The 21,072-nt window shown below is 55.4% G+C and carries 23 protein-coding genes and 1 tRNA gene; 12 read left to right on the forward strand and 12 right to left on the reverse strand.

What is annotated here, in order from left to right; translation table 11 throughout:
* On the reverse strand, positions 1-648 hold the full coding sequence (locus tag Q1L34_RS16860; protein ID WP_004860499.1) for a YceH family protein: 648 nt from the start codon (positions 646-648) through the stop codon (positions 1-3).
* Between the two features lie 9 nt (positions 649-657).
* Positions 658-1,242, reverse strand: a complete 585-nt coding sequence (gene rimJ / locus Q1L34_RS16865) for a ribosomal protein S5-alanine N-acetyltransferase (RefSeq protein ID WP_004860498.1) — start codon at positions 1,240-1,242, stop codon at positions 658-660.
* Between the two features lie 229 nt (positions 1,243-1,471).
* Here rimJ and mdtH point away from each other — a divergent pair, with 229 nt between their 5' ends.
* The 7 genes from mdtH to Q1L34_RS16900 all read left to right on the forward strand — a co-directional run bounded on the left by mdtH (position 1,472) and on the right by Q1L34_RS16900 (position 6,922).
* The gene (gene mdtH / locus Q1L34_RS16870; protein ID WP_004860497.1) at positions 1,472-2,680 is read left to right on the forward strand and encodes a multidrug efflux MFS transporter MdtH; all 1,209 of its coding nucleotides are present in this window, start codon (positions 1,472-1,474) and stop codon (positions 2,678-2,680) included.
* Positions 2,681-2,793: 113 nt separating this feature from the next.
* Positions 2,794-3,354 carry a lipoprotein gene (locus tag Q1L34_RS16875; RefSeq protein ID WP_004860496.1) on the forward strand — a complete coding sequence of 187 codons (561 nt, stop codon included), beginning with the start codon at positions 2,794-2,796 and terminating at the stop codon, positions 3,352-3,354.
* 122 nt (positions 3,355-3,476) lie between these two features.
* Positions 3,477-4,523, forward strand: coding sequence for a dihydroorotase (gene pyrC, locus Q1L34_RS16880; RefSeq protein WP_237184098.1), 1,047 nt, complete (start codon positions 3,477-3,479; stop codon positions 4,521-4,523).
* Between the two features lie 72 nt (positions 4,524-4,595).
* Entirely contained in the window at positions 4,596-4,847 is a 252-nt protein-coding gene (gene dinI / locus Q1L34_RS16885) for a DNA damage-inducible protein I (RefSeq protein ID WP_004860494.1), read from the forward strand.
* Positions 4,848-5,233: 386 nt separating this feature from the next.
* On the forward strand, positions 5,234-5,488 hold the full coding sequence (gene bssS / locus Q1L34_RS16890) for a biofilm formation regulator BssS (RefSeq protein WP_004860493.1): 255 nt from the start codon (positions 5,234-5,236) through the stop codon (positions 5,486-5,488).
* 125 nt (positions 5,489-5,613) lie between these two features.
* A complete protein-coding gene (solA, locus tag Q1L34_RS16895; protein ID WP_015584656.1) occupies positions 5,614-6,732 on the forward strand; it encodes an N-methyl-L-tryptophan oxidase in 1,119 nt (372 codons plus the stop codon).
* Positions 6,733-6,808: 76 nt separating this feature from the next.
* Positions 6,809-6,922 carry a YceO family protein gene (locus tag Q1L34_RS16900; protein WP_004860490.1) on the forward strand — a complete coding sequence of 38 codons (114 nt, stop codon included), beginning with the start codon at positions 6,809-6,811 and terminating at the stop codon, positions 6,920-6,922.
* Here Q1L34_RS16900 and trhO read toward each other — a convergent pair.
* Entirely contained in the window at positions 6,908-7,972 is a 1,065-nt protein-coding gene (gene trhO / locus Q1L34_RS16905; protein ID WP_004860488.1) for an oxygen-dependent tRNA uridine(34) hydroxylase TrhO, read from the reverse strand. The two genes, Q1L34_RS16900 and trhO, sit on opposite strands and share 15 nt — an antisense overlap.
* 210 nt (positions 7,973-8,182) lie before the next feature.
* On the opposite strand from trhO, the gene Q1L34_RS16910 reads away from it, so the two are divergent.
* The 3 genes from Q1L34_RS16910 (at position 8,183) to Q1L34_RS16920 (ending at position 10,983) form a co-directional block, all read left to right on the forward strand.
* Positions 8,183-9,103, forward strand: coding sequence for a Kdo(2)-lipid IV(A) acyltransferase (locus tag Q1L34_RS16910; protein WP_004860485.1), 921 nt, complete (start codon positions 8,183-8,185; stop codon positions 9,101-9,103).
* A gap of 150 nt (positions 9,104-9,253) precedes the next feature.
* Positions 9,254-10,504 (forward strand): multidrug efflux MFS transporter MdtG, encoded by a 1,251-nt coding sequence (mdtG, locus tag Q1L34_RS16915; RefSeq protein WP_004860484.1) that lies wholly within the window; start codon positions 9,254-9,256, stop codon positions 10,502-10,504.
* A 92-nt stretch (positions 10,505-10,596) separates the two neighbouring features.
* Entirely contained in the window at positions 10,597-10,983 is a 387-nt protein-coding gene (locus Q1L34_RS16920; RefSeq protein WP_004860482.1) for a MysB family protein, read from the forward strand.
* On the opposite strand, the gene Q1L34_RS16925 is transcribed toward Q1L34_RS16920, so the two are convergent.
* The 3 genes from Q1L34_RS16925 to mdoG form a co-directional block, all read right to left on the reverse strand.
* Positions 10,984-11,211 (reverse strand): YceK/YidQ family lipoprotein, encoded by a 228-nt coding sequence (locus Q1L34_RS16925; RefSeq protein WP_004860481.1) that lies wholly within the window; start codon positions 11,209-11,211, stop codon positions 10,984-10,986.
* Positions 11,212-11,277: 66 nt separating this feature from the next.
* Positions 11,278-13,806: a glucans biosynthesis glucosyltransferase MdoH gene (gene mdoH, locus Q1L34_RS16930; RefSeq protein WP_004860477.1), complete on the reverse strand. Its 2,529-nt coding sequence runs from the start codon at positions 13,804-13,806 to the stop codon at positions 11,278-11,280.
* Positions 13,799-15,352, reverse strand: a complete 1,554-nt coding sequence (mdoG, locus tag Q1L34_RS16935) for a glucans biosynthesis protein MdoG (RefSeq protein ID WP_004860475.1) — start codon at positions 15,350-15,352, stop codon at positions 13,799-13,801. The genes mdoH and mdoG overlap by 8 nt, the downstream gene beginning before the upstream one ends.
* A 252-nt stretch (positions 15,353-15,604) precedes the next feature.
* Here mdoG and mdoC point away from each other — a divergent pair, with 252 nt between their 5' ends.
* On the forward strand, positions 15,605-16,765 hold the full coding sequence (gene mdoC / locus Q1L34_RS16940; RefSeq protein ID WP_032717202.1) for a glucans biosynthesis protein MdoC: 1,161 nt from the start codon (positions 15,605-15,607) through the stop codon (positions 16,763-16,765).
* Between the two features lie 52 nt (positions 16,766-16,817).
* On the opposite strand, the gene ymdB is transcribed toward mdoC, so the two are convergent.
* The 6 genes from ymdB to ghrA form a co-directional block, all read right to left on the reverse strand.
* Positions 16,818-17,351: an O-acetyl-ADP-ribose deacetylase gene (gene ymdB / locus Q1L34_RS16945; protein ID WP_004860470.1), complete on the reverse strand. Its 534-nt coding sequence runs from the start codon at positions 17,349-17,351 to the stop codon at positions 16,818-16,820.
* A gap of 148 nt (positions 17,352-17,499) precedes the next feature.
* Entirely contained in the window at positions 17,500-17,622 is a 123-nt protein-coding gene (locus Q1L34_RS16950; RefSeq protein WP_254919891.1) for a hypothetical protein, read from the reverse strand.
* A gap of 4 nt (positions 17,623-17,626) precedes the next feature.
* On the reverse strand, positions 17,627-18,121 hold the full coding sequence (locus Q1L34_RS16955) for a DUF1097 domain-containing protein (protein ID WP_015584660.1): 495 nt from the start codon (positions 18,119-18,121) through the stop codon (positions 17,627-17,629).
* A 102-nt stretch (positions 18,122-18,223) separates the two neighbouring features.
* Positions 18,224-18,778, reverse strand: a complete 555-nt coding sequence (locus Q1L34_RS16960; RefSeq protein ID WP_004860465.1) for a TorD/DmsD family molecular chaperone — start codon at positions 18,776-18,778, stop codon at positions 18,224-18,226.
* Positions 18,779-18,800: 22 nt separating this feature from the next.
* The gene (locus tag Q1L34_RS16965; RefSeq protein WP_004860463.1) at positions 18,801-19,538 is read right to left on the reverse strand and encodes a phosphatase; all 738 of its coding nucleotides are present in this window, start codon (positions 19,536-19,538) and stop codon (positions 18,801-18,803) included.
* Positions 19,539-19,621: 83 nt separating this feature from the next.
* Positions 19,622-20,560 (reverse strand): glyoxylate/hydroxypyruvate reductase GhrA, encoded by a 939-nt coding sequence (gene ghrA / locus Q1L34_RS16970; RefSeq protein ID WP_004860461.1) that lies wholly within the window; start codon positions 20,558-20,560, stop codon positions 19,622-19,624.
* A 272-nt stretch (positions 20,561-20,832) separates the two neighbouring features.
* On the opposite strand from ghrA, the gene Q1L34_RS16975 reads away from it, so the two are divergent.
* Positions 20,833-20,920: transfer RNA gene (locus Q1L34_RS16975), tRNA-Ser, on the forward strand.
* The last annotated feature ends 152 nt before the right edge of the window (positions 20,921-21,072 follow it).

Raw genomic sequence — 21,072 nt, forward strand, 5'->3', positions numbered from 1 at the left:
TTAATCTCCCAGGTGAGCCAGCAGCGAGGCCAGCCGCTCTTTCAGTTCCGCGACTTCGCCTTCCAGCGCCTCAACCCGCGCGAGAAGATCATCGGCCGGCGGCGAGACGGCCTCGACGGCGGTAATAAGCGAGTCCATATCATCGCAGAACAGATGCATATAGCGGGATTCTCGTTTCCCTGGCTCGCGCGGTAGACGAGCGACGAAAGGTCCGTCATCCCGGGTTGCCAGCGTTTCCAGCACGCTCTCCACTTCCGCCATATCGCTAAAGTCATACATTCGCTGCGCTCGGCTGCGCAACTCGCCCGGCGTCTGCGCGCCGCGCAGCAGCAGCGTCGTCACGATCGCCACTTCCGCCGGAGACAGTTTCAGATCGCCAAACTCGGAATTACAAAAGCGCTGTTCATATTTGGTCACCCGATTGCCGAAACCGCTGACCGTACGCAGGTAATGGCGTTTGACCAGGGCATCCAGCAGATCCTGAATATCACTTTCGCTCAGCGACATCACCGGCTCACGATTGGTTTTCTGATTGCAGGCGGTCACCACCGCATTGACCGACAGCGGATACTGCTCAGGCGTGGTTACTTGTTTTTCCAGCAGACACCCGATGACGCGCGCTTCGTGTGCGGTTAACTGATATTTCATGCTCTCTCCTCAGCGACCCGGAGTCCAGTCCGGTGTCGTCAACGCCGTCAGTACATGGTCACGCCACTGCCCGTCAATCAGCAGATAATTTTTGGCGTACCCCTCTTTTTCAAAGCCAAGACGAGCCAGTAAATCGCCGCTACGTTGATTATGCGGCATGTAGTTGGCCATGATGCGATGGATATGCTGCGTGCGCTGCATATAGCGAATCGCCGCGGTCAGGGCCTCAAACATCAGCCCCTGGCCTTGCCACTTCTCGCCAATGGAATAGCCGAGGTAGCAGGCATGAAACGACCCGCGAACCACATTGGAAAAATTTGCCACGCCGATAATCTCTTTCTCTTCCGGATCGAGCAGCGCAAAATAGAATGCCGAGCCCTGTTTATGAAACTCGGAAATCATCGATAAACGCGCCTGCCAGCCAGAGGGGTAGCAGTGGCTGTCATCGCGCACTGGCTCCCAGGGTTTTAAGAACCCTTTATTCTCCGCGTAATAATCGGCCAGACGCCAGGCGTCACGATCGTATACCAGCCGCACCACCAGCCTGTCCGTCGTCAAACGCACCTTAGGTACGTTACTGCGATAGCCAAACATTCCCTTCTCCTGTTCCCCTGACTGATTACCCTGCTCCTTTCACTATACCTGTCCTGAACGGTTGTGTGAAAACAGCAACATACCATTTTCTGCACCATCTCCCTTTTTCGATGAATAGACTCTATCGTTCTTGCTTTTTGATAAAAAAATATTGTCGCAATGATGCTGGGAAAGTCAGCATCTTCCCCGCACACTATCCGGGTAACTCTTTATTTTCCCTGGAGGGGAAATGTCCCGCGTATCGCAGGCAAGGAGCCTGGGTAAATATTTCCTGTTGGTCGACAACATGCTGGTGGTTCTGGGCTTTTTTGTCGTCTTCCCGCTAATTTCTATTCGCTTTGTTGACCAGATGGGCTGGGCGGCGCTGATGGTCGGGATTGCGCTCGGCCTGCGCCAGCTGGTACAGCAAGGATTAGGCATTTTTGGCGGCGCGGTCGCCGATCGCTTTGGCGCCAAGCCGATGATCGTCACCGGCATGCTCATGCGCGCGGGCGGTTTCGCGGCGATGGCCGTGGCCCATGAACCGTGGGTTCTGTGGCTCTCCTGCATTCTCTCCGGGCTCGGCGGCACCCTGTTCGATCCGCCGCGCGCCGCGCTGGTGGTCAAGCTGGTGCGTCCGCATCAGCGCGGGCGATTCTTTTCGATTCTGATGATGCAGGACAGCGCCGGGGCGGTGATTGGCGCCCTGCTCGGCAGCTGGCTGCTGCAATACGACTTCCGCCTGGTCTGCAGCGTGGGCGCGGCGTTGTTTGTCGCCTGCGCCGCGTTCAACGCCTGGTATCTCCCGGCGTGGAAGCTTTCCACCGTGAAAACACCGGTGCGGGAAGGCCTGGGCCGGGTGCTGCGCGACAAGCGCTTTGTCACCTACGTTCTGACGCTCACCGGCTACTATATGCTGGCCGTCCAGGTGATGCTCATGCTGCCCATTATGGTTAACGACATCGCCGGTTCACCGACCGCGGTAAAATGGATGTATGCCATTGAAGCCGCTATATCGTTAACCCTGCTCTATCCCATTGCCCGCTGGAGCGAACAGCGATTTCGCCTGGAGCATCGGCTGATGGCCGGGTTACTGGTGATGACCCTCGCCATGTTGCCTATTGGCTTGACCAGCAATTTACAGCAGCTGTTTACCCTGATTTGTATCTTCTATATTGGATCGATCGTTGCGGAACCGGCGCGGGAAACCCTGGGAGCCTCTTTAGCCGATGCCCGGGCGCGCGGCAGCTATATGGGCTTCAGTCGGCTGGGGCTGGCCTTTGGCGGCGCATTTGGCTACGCCGGCGGCGGATGGTTGTTCGATGCGGGTAAAGCGCTGAATCAGCCCGAACTGCCGTGGCTGATGCTGGGTGTTATCGGCCTGTTTACCTTCATTGCTCTGTGGTGGCAGTTCAGCCAGAAGCGGTCGACGTCCGGCATGCTGGAGCCACGTACCTGACCAGAGATTTAAGGTAAGGCCTGTTTTCAGCATTTTCCGCTAGTGCGTCGAATGCTGGCAGGCCATACTGCTTTATGTCAGGATAAGTCCTGGCATGACCGTTAAGGAATCTAATGAAAAAGATGTTTATCGTGGCCGCGCTCATTGTCAGCGGCCTTCTGAGCGGCTGTAACCAGCTCACACAGTATTCAGTTAGCGAGCAGGAAATTAACCAGGCGCTACAGAAACGTAACCATTTCGCCAAAGATATCGGCCTGCCGGGCGTGGCGGATGCCCATATTGAGTTACACGATCTGACCAGTGCGATTGGCCGTGAAGAGCCGAATAAAGTGACGCTGAGCGGCATTGCCAACCTGGATCTGAACTCGTTATTCGGCAATCAGAAAGCCACCATCGACCTGAAGCTCAAGGCGCTGCCGGTCTTTAATAAAGAGAAAGGCGCGATCTTCCTGCAGGAGATGGAAGTGGTTGATGCGAAAGTGTCGCCTGAGAAACTGCAGTCCGTCGTACAGACCCTGATTCCCTATCTGAATCAGTCTCTGCGTAGCTATTTTAACCAGCAGCCGGCCTACGTTCTGCGCGAAGATGCCAGCACCGGCGAAGCGCTGGCGAAAAAATACGCAAAAGGCATCGAGGTGAAACCGGGCGAAATTATCATCCCGTTCACCAATTAATACGACGGGCGCTGCCGCGCCCGTTTTTTTACGGAAATTGATGCAAAGGAAAACGTTTACGCTTATCCTTAGTGCCCGGCAAAAACAGCCCTGATGACTGACCCTATTAGCCGGAGCTTTCCATGACAGCACAATCCCAGGTATTGAAAATCCGCCGCCCTGACGACTGGCATATCCATCTCCGCGATGACGATATGCTGAAGACCGTCGTGCCTTACACCAGTGAATTTTATGGCCGGGCGATCGTGATGCCGAATCTGGTGCCGCCTGTCACCACCGTTGAAGCTGCGATAGCCTATCGCCAGCGTATCCTTGACGCCGTTCCCGCCGGGCACGACTTTACGCCGTTGATGACCTGCTACCTGACCGATACGCTCGACCCGGCGGAGCTGGAGCGTGGATTCCACGCTGGCGTATTCACCGCAGCCAAACTCTATCCGGCCAATGCCACCACCAACTCCAGCCACGGCGTCACCAGCATCGATGCCATCATGCCGGTGCTGGAGCGCATGGAAAAGCTGGGCATGCCGCTGCTGGTTCACGGTGAAGTCACCCACGCCGAGATTGACATCTTCGATCGCGAAGCGCGCTTTATCGAAACGGTAATGGAGCCGCTGCGTCAGCGTTTACCGGGCCTGAAAGTGGTGTTCGAACATATCACCACCAAAGATGCCGCCGAATACGTTCGCGACGGTAACGAACTGCTGGCCGCGACCATTACGCCTCAGCATCTGATGTTTAACCGTAATCACATGCTGGTTGGCGGCGTGCGTCCCCATCTTTACTGTCTGCCGATTCTGAAGCGCAATATCCACCAGCAGGCGCTGCGTGAGCTGGTTGCCAGCGGCTTTAGCCGCGCGTTTCTGGGAACCGACTCCGCTCCGCACGCCCGCCATCGTAAAGAGGCCAGCTGCGGATGCGCCGGTTGCTTTAACGCGCCGACCGCGCTGGGCAGCTATGCGACGATATTTGAAGAGATGAATGCCCTGCAGCACTTCGAAGCGTTTTGTTCACTCAACGGCCCGCGCTTCTACGGCCTGCCGGTGAATGATACCTTTGTTGAGCTGGTGCGCGAAGAGAGCACCGTCGTTGAAAGCATCGCCCTGCCGGACGACACCCTGGTGCCTTTCCTTGCCGGTGAAACCCTGCGCTGGACGATGAAAAAATAAAAGCGCTGCCCCTTGTTGTAAACGCAAACTGAATACTGTATAAATAACCAGTATATTACACAGGGGGCAATCATGCGCATCGAAGTGTCTATCGCCAAATCTACAGCCTTACCGCACGGCGCCTTAGAAGCGCTAAATAATGAACTCTCCCGACGCATTGAACAGCAGTTCCCGGCTCTTCCAAGCCAGGTAACCGTACGCTTTGCCGCCAATAACAATTTGTCCGTCATTGGCGGCCTGAAAGAAGATAAAGACCGGATAAGCGAAATCCTGCAAGAAACCTGGGAAAGCGCTGATGACTGGTTTGTCCATGACGCATCCTGACGCCTCTCTGGCAGCATGCCGCAGCAGAATGGCACGGGCTCTGAACAAACAGAGCAGGCCAGTCTGAAGCAAAAGCTGCCGGAACATCGCGTCAGGCACAGCAAATTCAATTTGCTCCCTCATTGTGCTTTTTTTGCCGGGTCGCCCCGGCTTTTTTATCCCCGTTGCAATCTCAGACTTTTCTTTTTCCTCCTGATTATTTCCTTTAAAAATAACGATGCACGGCACTAAATTTGCGCAAAAAAGCACCAAACAGATGAAAGCTCGCCCTGTTTGATTTAATTTCTCGAGTTTATTCTTAACAGCTGATATAATTAACTTGCTTCAAAAAATATGCATTAAACCTCGAGAATTGTTGTCTTTTAACATATGAATAAGGGGTTATGATGGAAAAGAATAATGAAGTCATCCAGACCCATCCCCTCGTCGGATGGGACATCAGCACCGTTGATAGCTACGATGCAATGATGTTGCGCCTGCACTACCAAAACCCCACTCAAGAAAGCAGTAACGAAGCTGAAATTGGCCAGACGCTCTGGCTAACGACGGAAGTCGCACGTCAATTTATTTCTATCCTGGAAGCAGGTATTGCGAAGATAGAATCAGGTGAATACCAGGCAAACGAGTACCGCAGGCATTAATGATTATGCCGCGATCGATATATGCTAACTAAACAGGCACCTGCGGGTGCCTGATTTATTTTCGGGCTTGTATATGTGCAGGTTGTTAATTACCCTGCTAATAAAGCAAAAAACCGGAACAGAACATGCAATACGACCTCATCATTATCGGCAGCGGCTCCACTGGCGCCGCTGCCGGCTATTATGCCCGCCGGGCTGGACTTAACGTGCTGATGACCGACGCGCACACGCCTCCGCATCAGGAGGGCAGCCATCACGGTAATACGCGTCTTATCCGTCACGCCTACGGTGAAGGAGAGAGATATGTCCCGCTGGTGCTGCGTGCGCAGGCGCTGTGGGATGAGCTTGCAACCCTCAGCGGCGAGGCGGTCTTCGAACGCACCGGGGTGATTAACCTCGGCCCGGCAAACTCGACGTTTCTCAGCAACGTTGCGAACAGCGCCCGCCAGTTCCAACTGAACGTCGAAGAGATGGATGCCCCGGCTATCATGGCCCGCTGGCCTGAGATTCGCGTACCGGATGATTATCGTGGCATATTCGAACCGGCATCCGGGGTTTTACGTAGCGAGCTGGCCATCGAAACCTGGATACGTCTCGCGCGTGAGGCGGGCTGCGCTCAGCTGTTTAATTGCCCGGTTACCGCCATACACCATCACCCGGATGGCGTGACAATCGACACCGCCGATGGCAGCTACAGCGGCAAGAAACTGCTGGTCAGCGCCGGTACATGGGTAACGCGTCTGCTGCCCGACCTGCCAGTCCAGCCCGTACGCAAAATCTTCGCCTGGTTCCAGGCTGATGGACGCTATAGCACTAAAAACCACTTCCCGGCATTTACCGGTGAGCTGCCAAACGGCGACCAGTTCTATGGTTTCCCGGCGGAAGACAATGAACTGAAGATCGGCAAGCACAACGGCGGGCAACTTATCTCCGCGCCGGAAGAACGCACGCCATTTGGCGCGGTGGCCACCGACGGCTCTGAGTCGTTCAGCTTCCTGCGTAACGTGCTGCCCGGTATCGGCGGCTGCCTGCATGGCGCCTCCTGTACCTACGATAATACGGCGGATGAAGACTTTATTATCGACACCCTCCCCGGCCATCCTGAAACGTTGCTGATTAGCGGGTTAAGCGGTCATGGTTTCAAATTCGCCCCGGTGCTGGGAGAAATTGCCACGCAGTTTGCCCAGGGGGAAACCCCCGCCTTCGACCTGACCCCCTTCTCGCTGGCACGCTTTCAGGGTTAGATGGCCGCCGTGCGCGGTGTTGATTTGAGCAATAAAAAACGGCCTCAGAGGAGGCCGTTCATCACAGAGAGAGTTTATGCGTCGCCTGTACGATTTACTGGTCAACAACGTCCGCGAGCACTTTATGATTTATCTCGCACTGTGGCTGCTGCTGGCGATCGTTGATCTTATCTGGTTATGGTTTTTCTGAGGTCTCAGGGTCCGGGATCCCCAGCTTCGTGTTCAGGCGGCCGCGAGATTTGTTGAAGATCTTATTGCCGTTTTCTCGTCCGGCACGCAGCTGACGCTGCTCCTCTTCCGGCAGCTTATGCTCTTCCATGCACGCCTCGCTACAGCAGCCGGCGAACTTCTCGGCGCAGCTCGGGCACTGGATAAACAGCAGATGGCAGCCGTCATTCAGGCAGTTCGTATGGCTATCACACGGGGTACCGCACTGATGGCAATGGGCAATCACATCATCGGAAATCCGCTCCCCCATCCGCTCGTCAAAGACAAAGTTCTTACCGATAAAGCGTACCGGCAGCCCCTGTTCGCGCGCACGACGGGCATATTCAATAATCCCGCCCTCAATGTGCCAGACCTTACTGAAGCCGTTGTGCTTCATCCAGGCGCTGGCTTTTTCACAACGAATACCGCCGGTGCAGTACATAACGATTTTTTTATCTTTATGTTCCTGCATCATCTCGACCGCTTTCGGCAGCTGATCGCGGAACGTGTCCGCCGGGATTTCCAGCGCCTGCTCAAAATGGCCCACTTCATATTCATAGTGGTTACGCATATCGATAAACACCGCATCGGGATCGTCCAGCATCGCATTCACCTCCGCCGCTTTCAGATAATCACCCACGTCTGAGGCATCAAACGTCGGATCATCGATCCCATCCGCCACGATACGATCGCGGACTTTCAGGCGTAGCACCCAGAAGGATTTTCCGTCGTCGTCCAGCGCGATGTTCATCCGCAGGCCATCCAGCGCCGGGTCGAAGGCGTAGAGAAACTCGCGTAGCGCATCGACCTGACTTTCTGGCACGCTGATTTGGGCATTGATCCCTTCGTGGGCCAGATAGATACGACCAAACACGTTTAATTTGGTGAGGGCAATCCATAATGCATCGCGCGTGGCTTTTGGATCCACGATGGTGAAATATTTATAAAACGAGATCGTTGTACGCGGTTCGCTCTCAGCTAACATCTGCGCTTTTAACGTCTCATTTGAAATGCGGTTATGTAACACTGGCATGGTGTACCTGCTCGACATAGGAAATGAGGTAAATAAACGGCCGGCATCATATAGCAAACGACGTTAATTTACATCCCCACATTTTGCGCTACATTCATTTCACTCCCGTTCGTTCGCGTTTAACAATAAATGCCACCTGGGACAGCCGTTTTGGCTGAAGCATGAAAAAATGCGATAATAGAATGAGTTGCTTATTTAAACAGGTATGAGATGACCCATTTACCTAAATTTTCCGCGGCGCTGCTGCATCCGCGTTACTGGCTGCTTTGGCTAGGTATTGGCCTGCTGTGGCTGGTTGTTCAGCTTCCCTATCCGTTGATTTACCGCCTTGGCAATGCGATTGGCCGCCTGGCAATGCGCTTTATGAAACGCCGCGCCAAAATCGCTTACCGTAACCTGGAGCTGTGCTTCCCGGACAAAAGCGAAGAAGAGCGCCATCAGATGGTGGTGCAAAACTTCGAATCGGTGGGGATGGGGTTAATGGAGACCGGGATGGCCTGGTTCTGGCCGACCCGGCGTATTGCGCGCTGGACCGACTCCATCGGCGTTGAGCATATCCGGGACGTTCAGGCGCAACAGCGCGGCATTCTGCTGATCGGCATTCACTTCCTCACGCTGGAAATGGGGGCGCGGATGTTTGGTATCAACGAACCCGGCATCGGCGTCTACCGTCCAAATGACAATCCGGTCATTGACTGGCTGCAAACCTGGGGCCGGCTGCGCTCGAATAAAGACATGATCGACCGTAAAGATCTGAAAGGGATGATTCGCGCGCTGAAAAAAGGCGAAGTGATCTGGTATGCGCCGGACCACGACTACGGCCCGACCGCCAGCGTATTCGTGCCGCTCTTTGCCGTCGACCAGGCGGCAACGACGTCGGGGACCTGGATGCTGGCAAAGATGTCGAAAGCCTGCATTGTTCCGTTCGTTCCGCGGCGTAAACCCGACGGTAAAGGTTATGAGCTGATTATTCTGCCGCCGGAATGCGATCCGCCGCTTGATGATGCGGAAACGACCGCGGCCTGGATGAACCGCATCGTCGAGAAATGCATCCTGATGGCGCCGGAGCAATATATGTGGCTGCACCGCCGCTTTAAGACCCGTCCGCCCGGCGTACCTTCACGCTATTAAGTGTGCTTCCTCCGGCAGCCCGATGCTGCCGGAGGCACTTTCCGCTTTAGCGTTAAGCGCTCTCCTCCATTGCGATGATCGTTACTCAGGCGCATAATTAGCAGGCTCATCTTTTGTTTTTTGTCCTGCATCGCAGGCCAATGGAAGCCTATGTCGTCTGCAGATAGTCCGATTAACTGGAAACGAAATCTCACGGTCACCTGGCTCGGCTGTTTTTTGACCGGTGCCGCTTTTAGCCTGGTCATGCCCTTTCTCCCGCTCTACGTCGAGCAGCTTGGCGTGACGGGCCACAGTGCCCTGAATATGTGGTCAGGACTGGTATTCAGCATTACCTTCTTGTTCTCCGCCGTTGCCTCTCCCTTCTGGGGCGGCCTGGCCGATCGCAAAGGGCGCAAAATTATGCTGCTGCGCTCCGCGCTGGGGATGGCTATCGTCATGATGTTGATGGGGCTGGCGCAAAACATCTGGCAGTTTCTGGTACTGCGGGCCTTGCTGGGGCTGTTGGGTGGTTTTATTCCCAATGCGAATGCCCTGATCGCCACCCAGATCCCGCGCCAGAAGAGCGGCTGGGCGCTGGGTACGCTATCTACCGGCGCCGTGAGCGGCGCGCTGCTTGGCCCGCTGGCGGGCGGCTTTCTTGCCGACCATTGGGGACTGCGCACCGTCTTCTTTCTGACCGCCAGCGTCCTGCTCGTCTGTTTTATCCTGACGCTGTTTTTCATTCGCGAGCAGTTCGTCCCGGTCGCGAAGAAAGAGATGCTTAATGCAAGGGATGTCTTTTCGTCCCTGAAAAGCCCAAAGCTGGTCTTGAGTCTGTTTGTCACCACGATGATTATTCAGGTCGCCACCGGCTCAATCGCCCCTATCCTGACCCTCTACGTTCGTCAGCTGGCCGGAGACGTCGGGAATATCGCCTTTATCAGCGGGATGATAGCCTCCGTTCCGGGCGTCGCGGCGCTGATCAGCGCCCCGCGCCTCGGTAAGCTCGGGGATCGTATCGGGCCGGAAAAAATCCTTATCGTCGCGCTGATGGTCTCCGTTCTGCTGCTGATTCCAATGTCATTCGTCCAGACGCCGCTGCAGCTGGCTATTTTACGCTTTCTGCTGGGTGCCGCCGACGGCGCGCTGCTGCCGGCCGTCCAGACGCTGCTGGTGTACAACTCAACCAGCCAGGTGGCCGGGCGCATTTTTAGCTATAACCAGTCATTTCGCGATATCGGCAACGTCACCGGCCCATTGATCGGCGCAGCGGTATCTGCCAGCTATGGTTTCCGGGCGGTCTTTTTTGTCACCGCGACGGTCGTCCTGTTCAACGCTATCTATTCCACCCTCAGCTTGCGACGTCCTTCCGGTGATGAACCCGCGCAGAACGCGGACTCGGGCGGTCGTTCGGTAAATTAAGTTCAACAGCGTCGCCTTCCCCTTGACGCAACGCTCACCGCCTTCTATAGATTGAATCGTGTCCATTTTTCATTCTTCTTAGGGGGTTATCTATGCCAAAGGATTCGATTTTCTATGCCACGCTCGAAGAAGCTATCGATGCGGCCCGCGAAGAGTTCCTGGTCAATAATCCGGATAGCGACGAGGAGAGTGCCAACGTTGAGCAGCTGAATATCCAAAAGTACGTTCTGCAGGATGGCGATATCGCCTGGCAGGCCGAATTTTTTGCCGACGAAGATGAAGAAGGCGAATGCCTGCCGATGTTAAGCGGCGAAGCGGCACAGAGCGTTTTTGACGGCGACTATGACGAGATAGAGCTGCGTCAGGAGTGGCTGGAAGAGAATACGCTGCATGAGTGGGACGAAGGAGAGTTTCAGCTGGAACCCTCTCTGGATACCGAAGAGGGTCAGACCGCTGCCGATGAGTGGGATGAACGCTGATTAGTTGTACGGACCGTGGCTGGCATCAAGCGGCAACAGCAACGTATCGAACACCAGCGAAAAAGGCAGATCGAGAATGGTGATGTATCGCCATGACGAATCACGCACATCCCACTGCACGCCGGGGTAATACTGATTCCCATGCCCCTGCCCCGGCACCGTGCGGCTAATAATACTGCCGCAGCCGCTGAGCAGCAGCGCCATGGCAATAACCAGTAAAATTCTCATCTGCTACCTCAATGCTCAGATAAAAAAATACCGGCAATATTGCCGGTATTTTCCTTCACATACCGCTTATTTCGTTTTCAACGCCAGCGGGTTGAGCGTCACCTGCTGATAGGCGCTCACCCACGAAGAGTATTTCTCCGGCGCGGCCCACACACGATAGTGCAAACGTGACAAGGTGACCGGGTCGCTCAACAGCACCAGACGACGGTCGCGATTGAGTTTGTCGGGCGTCTCGTTCAGCGCCTGTTCAACATGACGTTCGCGGGCGATATCCAGAATTTGACCATGGCGGTGACGTGCCGTCGCCATTGCCGTCGCCAGCGCGTTGAAGGACGGGTTAAACACGGCGTGCATAAACCCATCGTCCAGGGAACGCTGACGGTTCAGGGTCAGATATGCATCGGTATCCTTCAGCACCTGCGGCGGGGAATACTCTTCCGGGATCAGGAACAGCTTCCAGCGTTTGGTACGCAGGCCCACGGTGGCCCGACTGGAAATCACCGACACGAACGGCGACAGGATCAGCGAGAAGACGATCGGCGCCAGCCAGAACAGGAAACGCAGATCCAGCCACGCCATACCGACCGCCCACACCAGCCCCAGCAGCAGCTGCGAACCGTGGCGCATAAAGGCTTCACCCCACGGGGTGGAGTCATCATCACGCTGCGGAGAATTCCATACCACTTCCCAACCGAGGAACGCACTGACCACAAACACGGTATGGAACAGCATACGCACCGGCGCCAGCAGTACCGAGAACAGCACTTCCAGCAGCAAAGAGAGCGTCACGCGAATGAAGCCGCCGTACTCTTTTGAACCTTTGCACCACACCAGAATAATGCTCAATAATTTCGGCAGGAACAGCAGCACCATCGTCGAGGCGAACAGCGCAATCGCCAGCTCCGGGCGCCACTGCGGCCAGACCGGGAACAGCTGCCGCGGCTGCAGGAAGTACTGTGGCTCAGTCAGCGCATGCACGACCTGTAGCGCGGTCGACAGGGCGAGGAACATGAACCACAGCGGCGCCGACAGGTAGGACATGACGCCGGTCAGGAACACCGCCCGGTGCACCGGGTGCATGCCTTTGACCAGGAACAGACGGAAGTTCATCAGGTTACCGTGGCACCAGCGGCGGTCACGCTTTAGTTCATCCAGCAGGTTCGGCGGCAGTTCTTCATAAGAGCCCGGCAGATCGTAGGCAATCCACACCCCCCAGCCGGCACGACGCATCAGCGCCGCTTCCACGAAGTCGTGCGACAGAATCGACCCGGCAAATGAACCTTCTCCCGGCAGCGGCGCCAGCGCGCAGTGCTCGATAAACGGCTTCACGCGGATAATGGCGTTATGGCCCCAGTAGTGTGATTCACCAAGCTGCCAGAAGTGCAGGCCGGCGGTGAACAGCGGACCGTAAACGCGGGTCGCAAACTGCTGGCAACGGGCATACAGGGTGTCCATACCAGAAGCGCGCGGCGAGGACTGAATGATCCCGGCATTCGGGTTCGCCTCCATCAGACGCACCAGCCCGGTCAGACATTCACCGGTCATCACCGAGTCAGCATCCAGTACCACCATATAGCTATACTGGCTGCCCCAGCGACGGCAGAAGTCATCGATGTTACCGCTCTTACGCTTCACACGACGACGACGACGGCGATAGAAAATCTGCCCCTCGCCCTGCACTTCCGCAATCAGCTCCATCCACGCTTTCTGCTCGGCAACGCAAATATCCGGATTGTAGCTGTCACTCAGGATATACACGTCGAAGTGCTGCTGTTGCCCTGTCGCCTTCACCGACTCCCAGGTGGCACGCAGGCCGGCGAATACGCGATCGACGTCTTCGTTGCAGATCGGCATGATCAGCGCCGTACGGTGTTCTGGGTTCAGCGGTTCATCGCCGACGGTTGACGCGGAGATACTGTACTTATCGCGCCCCATCAGCAGCTGCAGGAAGCCCATCAGCGCGGTCCAGAAACCGGCGGAAACCCAACAGAAAAGGACCGCGAAAAGGATCAGGATCCCGGTTTGCAGCATGTACGGCAGCAGCTGCATGAAGGAAATCCACAGATTCTGCCCGACCATGTCAGCCGGATTGATGAGCGCCCATCCCTGATACGGCAGGATGGTTTTCATGTACCAGGTTGCGACAACGGTCTGCGCCAGCGTCAGCAGCAGCAGGATGTAACGACGGATGGTCCCGACGGTACGCCACTTCTGCTCGCTCTCCTGCTCTTCTTTGGTCAGGCGAGAAAGATAGCGCGGGGTGACATCACGTCCGCGTAGCCGATCCCAGAAACGCCCAACCGGGTTGGTGCGCCACGGGTCCGGGAACATTGAGGAGCGTTTTGCTTTCGGCATTGCGTTGAGCTGAGTACGCCCTTCATCATCTTTTATCAGCTGGTTACCGGCCAGGGAGTCTGGCCAGCTATGTTCCAGTCGTGATTTCACGGAACCCAGCGGGGAATCGTCTTCACGAACAAAAGCATGATGATCGGCGTCCAGCGCTTCATGTACGGCCTGCAGGCTTGTATCAGGCAGCGCGGCTTTTTCAGCCTCAGACAGCGGCAACGCGTCAATGTACTTCGTTATCTTATTCATTGGCAGGCAGCTGATAGCTCCAGGTTTCACTCAGCGTCTGATCAGCATTGACCAGCGCAGCGCGCATTTCCGTGGTTTTCTTCGGATCTTTTACCTTCACACGCAGAACCATACGCCAGCCCTTAGTGACCGGGTTATAACGCACGGTATTCTCAACAATTTCTGCGTTATCGCCGATGCTCGCCTGCGCCGTTACCGGCGTATCTGACGGCATTTTTTTCATTTCAGCGCCGGTGAAGTCAACGATAAAGGCAATGGTGCCATCCGGCTGACGAATCAGGTTCGACTGCTTCACATCCCCGGTAGAACGGCGGGTCTGCATCACATAGGCGTTATCCGGCGCGTGCAGTTTGTCTTCATCGCGGCTGAAGGTAATCGAGTATTTGAAGTTCATCTCTTTACCCGGTTCCGGCAGCTGATCCGGCGTCCAGTAGGTCACGATGTTATCGTTGGTTTCGTCATTGGTCGGGATTTCAACCAGTTCGATTTTCCCTTTACCCCAGTCGCCCTTCGGCGTGATCCAGGCGCTCGGGCGCAGATCGTAACGGTCGTCGAGGTCCTCAAAGCGCGAGAACTGACGGCCGCGCTGCAGCAGGCCGAAGCCCTGCGGATTTTCCATCGCATAGCTGCTGACGGCCAGATGCTTCGGATTGTTCAGCGGACGCCAGATCCACTCGCCGTTACCGGCAAGAATCGACAGGCCGTTAGAATCATGCAGCGCCGGACGATAGTTGGTCGCCGGAGAGGGTTGATTCGGCCCGAACAGGAACATGCTGGTCAGCGGTGCAACGCCTAGTTTGCCGACTTTGTCACGCAGGTACACTTTAGACTGCACATCAACGACGGTATCGCGGCCCGGCATAATCACAAAACGGTAGGCGCCGGTCGCACGTGGGGAGTCAAGCAGTGCATAAATAGTCAAACGCTTGTCCGTGGCTTTTGGATGCTCAATCCAGAACTCACGAAAACGAGGGAATTCTTCGCCGGAAGGCAGCGCGGTATCGATAGCCAGGCCGCGCGCGGAAAGCCCGTACACCTGGCCCTGACCCAGAACACGGAAGTAGCTGGCGCCGAGCATGCTGACGATTTCGTCGTTCTTATCTTTGCTGTTGATCGGGTACAGTACTTTGAAACCGGCGAAGCCCAGGTCTTTCACCGTATCTTTATCATGCTGGACGCTGCCAAAATTAAAGTAATCCGGATTATATTTAATCTTACGCACGCTGCTTGCCGTCACTTCGTTAATGGTGACCGGCGTGTCGAAGTACATACCCTGATGATAAAATTCAAGTTTGAATGGGGTTTTCTGATTGTTCCAGTAAGCCTTATCGTGATTAAACTGGATTTGCTGGTAGTCCGCGTATTTCATGTCGCGGAAAGCGGAGGGCAAGTTGCTCTTCGGCGCTTCATAGCCTTTCCCGGCTAACGCTTTGGCCTGTTTTGCAACGTCATCAATGCTAAACGCCCATGCAGATGAAGTACACAGGGACAACATTACGGCTGCGCTTAACCAGCGCATTTTCATCATCTGTGGTTTAAGTTTCATATAAGTAAGCACTTCCCCCTTTGTGTGCTTAAATCGATCCGATCTATTTTAATGGTAATTCAGGCAATCCGACAACATAATCCCTGCTTTGTTCACCTTAGCGGCGCAGGTAATAGGCAGTTAACTGCCACATTTGTACTTTACGTACTTATCCTGGAGACAGGTATCCAGAGTTGATGTAGGGTTGCTGAGAATTTAAACGTTATCACGTTGAGTGATAAGACGAATTGTCCGAGAATGTAGTGATATTGTATGAATAATACGCCAGTACAACGTGAATATTTCTTCGATAGCATCCGCGCCTGGCTGATGCTACTGGGGATCCCTTTTCATATATCACTGATCTATTCCAGCCACAGCTGGCATGTGAATAGCCTCGAGCCCTCCTGGTGGCTGACGCTGTTTAACGATTTTATCCATGCTTTTCGCATGCAGGTCTTCTTTGTCATTTCTGGCTACTTTTCCTACATGCTTTTTTTACGTTATCCGCTGAAGAAGTGGTGGAAAGTGCGCGTTGAGCGTGTCGGCATTCCGATGCTGACCGCCATTCCTCTGCTGACGCTGCCGCAGTTCATCATGCTGCAGTACGTTAACGGCAAGGCCGAAAACTGGCACACCCTCTCGGGTTACGACAAATTCAATACTCTGGCGTGGGAACTGGTTTCTCACCTGTGGTTTTTACTGGTGCTGGTGGTCCTGACCTCTCTGGGAGTCGTGCTGTTTCGCTGGCTGACCGGCCGCCGCTCAGCCAGGGCATCGACCTTTGGTGACACCGTCACATTAGCTCAGCTGTCGATGATTTTTCTGGCGCTCGGCGTGCTTTACGCGGTGATCCGCCGCTCGCTGTTTGTCCTTTACGCCCCCTTGCTCAGCAACGGCCTGTTTAATTTCATCGTGATGCAGACTCTGTTTTACCTGCCCTTCTTCATTCTTGGTGCCCAGGTATTTATCAATCCGCGCTTAAAAACGATGTTTACCACTCCGTCGCCATGGTGCTTCGTCGGCGCGCTGCTAGGCTTTATCGCCTATCGCCTGAATCAGCAATATGGTTCCGGTGATGGCTGGATGTATGAAACCGAATCGGTCATTACCATGGTTCTGGGTCTGTGGATGGTGAACGTGGTCTTTTCTCTCGGCCACCGTCTGCTGAACTTTCAGTCGGCGCGGGTGACCTATTTTGTTAATGCTTCGCTGTTCATTTATCTGGTGCACCACCCGCTGACCCTGCTTTATGGCGCATGGCTGGCGCCGGCGATCAAATCCAACGCGCTTGGGTTTATTGCTGGCTTAGTCTTCGTGGTCGGTATTGCGCTGGTGCTGTATGAAATTCATCTGCGCATTCCTCTGCTACGCTTTCTCTTTTCGGGAAAATTCCAGCCGAAAGCAGCTAAGACTCAAGTGTCCGCTGGCTGATCGCCCGCCCGCCCGCAGATGTCAGGCGGCGGGTGGTCGGGACCCCCGACTTTCACGCACCTCGCTGCGGCTCAAGCAAGCGCCGGTAAATGTCCGCGGTCTCCTCATCGAAACAGACAAAGCAGACGCGCTCTAAAGGATTGTAACGCGTCAGAAAGGTGCTGACCGTCTGCACGGCAATTTCTGCCGCCGCCTGCTTAGGATATCCATATACGCCGGTACTGATGGCCGGGAAGGCAATCGATCGATAGCTGTTCGCTGACGCCAGCTGCAGGCTGTTTCGATACGCGTCAGCAAGCAGTTCAGCCTCCTGATGCCCGCCACCGTGCCAGACGGGCCCGACGGCATGGATCACCGCGCTGGCCGGCAGCTGACCCGCGGTAGTAATCACCGCATGACCCGGAGGGCACTCGCCTTGTTGTTGCCGGACGACCTGACACGCGGCAAGGAGCTCCGGCCCGGCTGCACGATGGATTGCGCCATCCACGCCCCCGCCGCCTAGCAGCGAGGGATTGGCGGCATTGACGATAACATCGACGTCAAGCGTAGTGATGTCGCCGAGAATAACCTCAGGTTTAACAGTCATTTCGCCTCCTGTCGGCAAACGTCTTTACATAAAGCACAGAGGGTAATATGGCACGATAGCCCGCCCGACGAAAGTCCGGGAAACTTGCGGCGGCTATAACCCGTCTGGAGGATAGCAAGGCTATGTTGCGGGTTAATATTCTTTCACGTTACGGTTGCGTGGCGGGGGCTACCCCGTGAGTCGGGTCGACGACCGCAAGTCTGAACAGCCCGACCAGCGCCAGCAGAAAGAAAAACAGGACCTGAGGTCCTGTTTCTTGTGCGGGTGACATCAGCTTATGCCTGGTCGGGCGTTTCGTTCACTAATGTGGATTTGTTTTTCCGCGCACGCGCGGCCAGCCATAGCCCACAATTTTTCATCGCGTAACCAAACACCAGCCCTAGCGCCAGAGAAGGTACCACCAGCCGCCAGTTCCCGTCGCCGGCAAATGTGGCGCAGGCGCCAATAAAAGTGCCGGGGACAAAAGAGAGCAGCAGCTGACGAGCCTGAATACACATCAGGAAGGCCACGCCCCCGGTCATCATATAGCCAAGGATTTCCAGATGCGGCGCCAGCGCACTGCCGTAAATAATGACCAGCGCCCACACCACACCGCTCATTACCGTACAGGTTGAGATCAGCAACCCTTTTAGCCCGCCCTGCGGGCAAGCGAAATAGGCCGTGCAGCCCAGGAAGCCCGCCCAGCTCAGCAGACCAAGCGCGACCGCCACCCATCCCCAGATTCCGGAGAGAATGCCTGTCGTTATTGCGATTGCGAAGAGTATGTTCATGACGCGTATCATAGCAGATACGCGTCCGCCAAATGAGATCTGAAGCACGTTATATGCAAGCTCATACTTTCCATTGCAATAAAAACGTGACAAATATCACATTTACTCTTCCGATTCTTCCTGCAGTTCATCCCACATGGCGGAGAGCGCTTCCCGCGTCAGGGGCGCCATCGTCCGCCAGAAAGGTGTCCCGGCATGCGCCTCGACTTTGCCGAGGAAAACCCCGCACCACGGCAAAATGTAGTCAGCAAACAGCGTTTCCAGCGTTTCGCTTTCATCTTCCGTAGCATGATCTTCAAGCCACGAGGCCGCCAGCAGCAGTGACCCAATGTGGTCGGCCTGACCTTCTCCGGTCGGGATCCCGTGTTCGCTGAAGAAACCGCGAACTTCAGCTTCGCTTGCCCCTTCAACCCACGCGCTACGATAAGGAGGAACGCTGCACTCTTCACCGACAAACAGCGCATTGTAATCGGCGGCCAGCGGTTGCACGTCGCAGCTTTTTTGCAGACGTTCCAGCAGCTCATCCTGCTCCAGCGGCCAGCTCGCCGCCAGCTTCCCTTCACGGATCAGGGTAAACAGCGGCACCAGCAGCGGATCCTGCGGCTGACGGTAGTACAAAGAACCCAGCACGCGGCAGAGGATTGAAAACTCGTTCATTCAATTTTTCCAGTTATTCATATTAAAGATCGGCAAATTCAGGGATCGCCGGCATCCCGCGAGACTCAAGGAAATTCAACAGCCGACGCGGGGACACGTTAAGGATCCGCTCTTCGGGGAAGTTCACATCATCGAGGATCTTACGACACTCTTTGAACTCGCCGAGCGTAAATGCGGTATGCGAATCCGATCCCAGCGCGACCCAACCTCCGGCATCGCGCACGGCGGCGGCAACCGCCCGGCAGTTATCTTCGCTGCCCACACGCGACGAGACGAAGGATGAGTTGTTGATTTCCAGCGCCACCTGGTATTTTGCCGCCGCGGCGGCTATCGCCGGAATATCGACGGGGTATTTCGGATTACCCGGATGGCTAATAATATGTACCGCGCCGCTCGCCATAGTGGCGATCATCGCTTCAGTATGGGTGGCTTTATCCTGCGGCGGGAAAACCGGCTCATGGAAGCCCGCAATGAACAGGTCCAGCGAGGTCAGCATCGGCCCGGTGCAGTCAATTTCGCCGAGGGTGTTTTTTATGTTGGCTTCAATACCCCGTAAAATGCCGACGCCGTCGACCATCCGCGGCCAGATGCGCATATTGACGAAATGCCAGTAGTGCGGAGCATCGGCCATATCCGGACCATGATCGGTTATGGCAAAAAGTTTGATCCCCTTACGCTTTGCTTCAGCAATATAATCGTGCAGGGTACTGTAGGCGTGGGTACTGGCGACGGTATGCATGTGCAGGTCAACAGGATACATCACAATCTCCTTCTCTGTTTGTGGCAAGAATAGCAGGAATCAGGACGCATGATTAGCAAAACCCCGCTACAGCGGGGTTTCTCTTAGTATCCGCGCTGACGATCGACCTGCCCGTTCACCGCCTCCCCACGCTCCAGGCGGCCAATGGTGCTGGCAATATAGGTGATCGCTTCCAGCGGACGGGTGACTGCGGCGACATGTGGCGTCATCGCCACCCGAGGATGCGCCCACAGCGGACTTTCCGCCGGTAATGGCTCGCGGCTAAAGACATCCAGCATCGCGCCTTTAAGCTTACCGCTATTCAGTGCCGCCAGCAGATCCGCTTCGACCACGTGAACGCCACGTGCCAGATTGAGAACATAGCTGTTATCCGGAAGCTGCGCCAACAGTCGCTGATTAATAATGCCGACGGTTTCCGCCGTGTTTGGCAGCAGGTTGATCAGTACCCGCGTCGCGCCGAGGAAGTCGCCCAGCTCCTCCTGACCGGCAAAGCTTTGCACCTGAGGCCAGGATTTACGACTACGGCTCCAGCTCCGCAGCGGAAATCCCCATACCTGAAGCGCTTCCGCCACTTTCGAACCAAGCACGCCCGCGCCCATTATCCCGATAGTGAACTCTTCGCGACGATAATCCTCCAGCGGCTGCCAGCGGGCCTGCTGTTTTAATGCCTGGTAGTCGTCGAAGCGACGGAACCAGTGCAGCACCTGGCTCACCGCATACTCTTGCATCTGCTGACCCATTCCGGTGTCTTCGAGGCGAAAGAGTGGAATCGACATCGGCAGCATTTCCGGGTGTTCACGGAGTTTACTCAGAATTGAATCGACGCCAGCGCCGAGGGCAAAAACGGCTTTTAAGTCCCGTCCCTGAAGCATTTCCACCGGCGGATGCCAGACCAACGCATAGTCCGCATGCTGAGTATCGCCGGATTTCCATTCGCGTACGCGCGCGCCCGGCAGCTGTTTTTCCAGCTCAGCAACCCAGTAAGCGGTATCAAATGTCGGGTGATAAAAGATTATGTCCATCATGGCTCCTGATCGCGGGCGCTGGTTGCAGGTTGACCCTGGCGCCGTATTTTACTTATTGTTTTCTATTGGATTGCCAGCATAGCAAATTTCATTTTTCTATCGAATAAAAAGAGGGTGGCGACAAAAAAATCGATTGTCGCGCATTTAAAAAGCAAGTTGCGCGAAGTTTGTCTAAACGCGCTGTTTTTTGAAAAAGTTGATTGACGAGAGATACGTATTTCCCTAAATTAGCGCCCGTTGCCCACCCAGTGTGAGCAGCAAAACAATATGGTGAGGTGTCCGAGTGGCTGAAGGAGCACGCCTGGAAAGTGTGTATACGGCAACGTATCGGGGGTTCGAATCCCCCCCTCACCGCCATATTTAAAGAAGAGCTCGTACGCAAGTACGGGCTTTTTTTTCGCCTGTGGCACCGCCCGGGGGGATGAGAAACCCCGATCGGGGGTCGACAGCTGGCGCAGCCAGCTGGACAGACCGCGAGCCTGCGAGCGGGCTGCCCGCACAAAAATGCC

The organism is Klebsiella ornithinolytica (genome assembly GCF_030505655.1).
GTDB classification, from domain to species: Bacteria; Pseudomonadota; Gammaproteobacteria; order Enterobacterales; family Enterobacteriaceae; genus Klebsiella; species Klebsiella ornithinolytica.

Bases quoted from the DNA above. Each gene is read 5' to 3' on its own strand.
- Q1L34_RS16860 (WP_004860499.1), bottom strand. From the start codon at position 648: ATGAAATATCAGTTAACCGCACACGAAGCGCGCGTCATCGGGTGTCTG.
- rimJ (WP_004860498.1), bottom strand. From the start codon at position 1,242: ATGTTTGGCTATCGCAGTAACGTACCTAAGGTGCGTTTGACGACGGAC.
- mdtH (WP_004860497.1), top strand. From the start codon at position 1,472: ATGTCCCGCGTATCGCAGGCAAGGAGCCTGGGTAAATATTTCCTGTTG.
- Q1L34_RS16875 (WP_004860496.1), top strand. From the start codon at position 2,794: ATGAAAAAGATGTTTATCGTGGCCGCGCTCATTGTCAGCGGCCTTCTG.
- pyrC (WP_237184098.1), top strand. From the start codon at position 3,477: ATGACAGCACAATCCCAGGTATTGAAAATCCGCCGCCCTGACGACTGG.
- dinI (WP_004860494.1), top strand. From the start codon at position 4,596: ATGCGCATCGAAGTGTCTATCGCCAAATCTACAGCCTTACCGCACGGC.
- bssS (WP_004860493.1), top strand. From the start codon at position 5,234: ATGGAAAAGAATAATGAAGTCATCCAGACCCATCCCCTCGTCGGATGG.
- solA (WP_015584656.1), top strand. From the start codon at position 5,614: ATGCAATACGACCTCATCATTATCGGCAGCGGCTCCACTGGCGCCGCT.
- Q1L34_RS16900 (WP_004860490.1), top strand. From the start codon at position 6,809: ATGCGTCGCCTGTACGATTTACTGGTCAACAACGTCCGCGAGCACTTT.
- trhO (WP_004860488.1), bottom strand. From the start codon at position 7,972: ATGCCAGTGTTACATAACCGCATTTCAAATGAGACGTTAAAAGCGCAG.
- Q1L34_RS16910 (WP_004860485.1), top strand. From the start codon at position 8,183: ATGACCCATTTACCTAAATTTTCCGCGGCGCTGCTGCATCCGCGTTAC.
- mdtG (WP_004860484.1), top strand. From the start codon at position 9,254: ATGTCGTCTGCAGATAGTCCGATTAACTGGAAACGAAATCTCACGGTC.
- Q1L34_RS16920 (WP_004860482.1), top strand. From the start codon at position 10,597: ATGCCAAAGGATTCGATTTTCTATGCCACGCTCGAAGAAGCTATCGAT.
- Q1L34_RS16925 (WP_004860481.1), bottom strand. From the start codon at position 11,211: ATGAGAATTTTACTGGTTATTGCCATGGCGCTGCTGCTCAGCGGCTGC.
- mdoH (WP_004860477.1), bottom strand. From the start codon at position 13,806: ATGAATAAGATAACGAAGTACATTGACGCGTTGCCGCTGTCTGAGGCT.
- mdoG (WP_004860475.1), bottom strand. From the start codon at position 15,352: ATGAAACTTAAACCACAGATGATGAAAATGCGCTGGTTAAGCGCAGCC.
- mdoC (WP_032717202.1), top strand. From the start codon at position 15,605: ATGAATAATACGCCAGTACAACGTGAATATTTCTTCGATAGCATCCGC.
- ymdB (WP_004860470.1), bottom strand. From the start codon at position 17,351: ATGACTGTTAAACCTGAGGTTATTCTCGGCGACATCACTACGCTTGAC.
- Q1L34_RS16950 (WP_254919891.1), bottom strand. From the start codon at position 17,622: ATGTCACCCGCACAAGAAACAGGACCTCAGGTCCTGTTTTTCTTTCTG.
- Q1L34_RS16955 (WP_015584660.1), bottom strand. From the start codon at position 18,121: ATGAACATACTCTTCGCAATCGCAATAACGACAGGCATTCTCTCCGGA.
- Q1L34_RS16960 (WP_004860465.1), bottom strand. From the start codon at position 18,778: ATGAACGAGTTTTCAATCCTCTGCCGCGTGCTGGGTTCTTTGTACTAC.
- Q1L34_RS16965 (WP_004860463.1), bottom strand. From the start codon at position 19,538: ATGTATCCTGTTGACCTGCACATGCATACCGTCGCCAGTACCCACGCC.
- ghrA (WP_004860461.1), bottom strand. From the start codon at position 20,560: ATGGACATAATCTTTTATCACCCGACATTTGATACCGCTTACTGGGTT.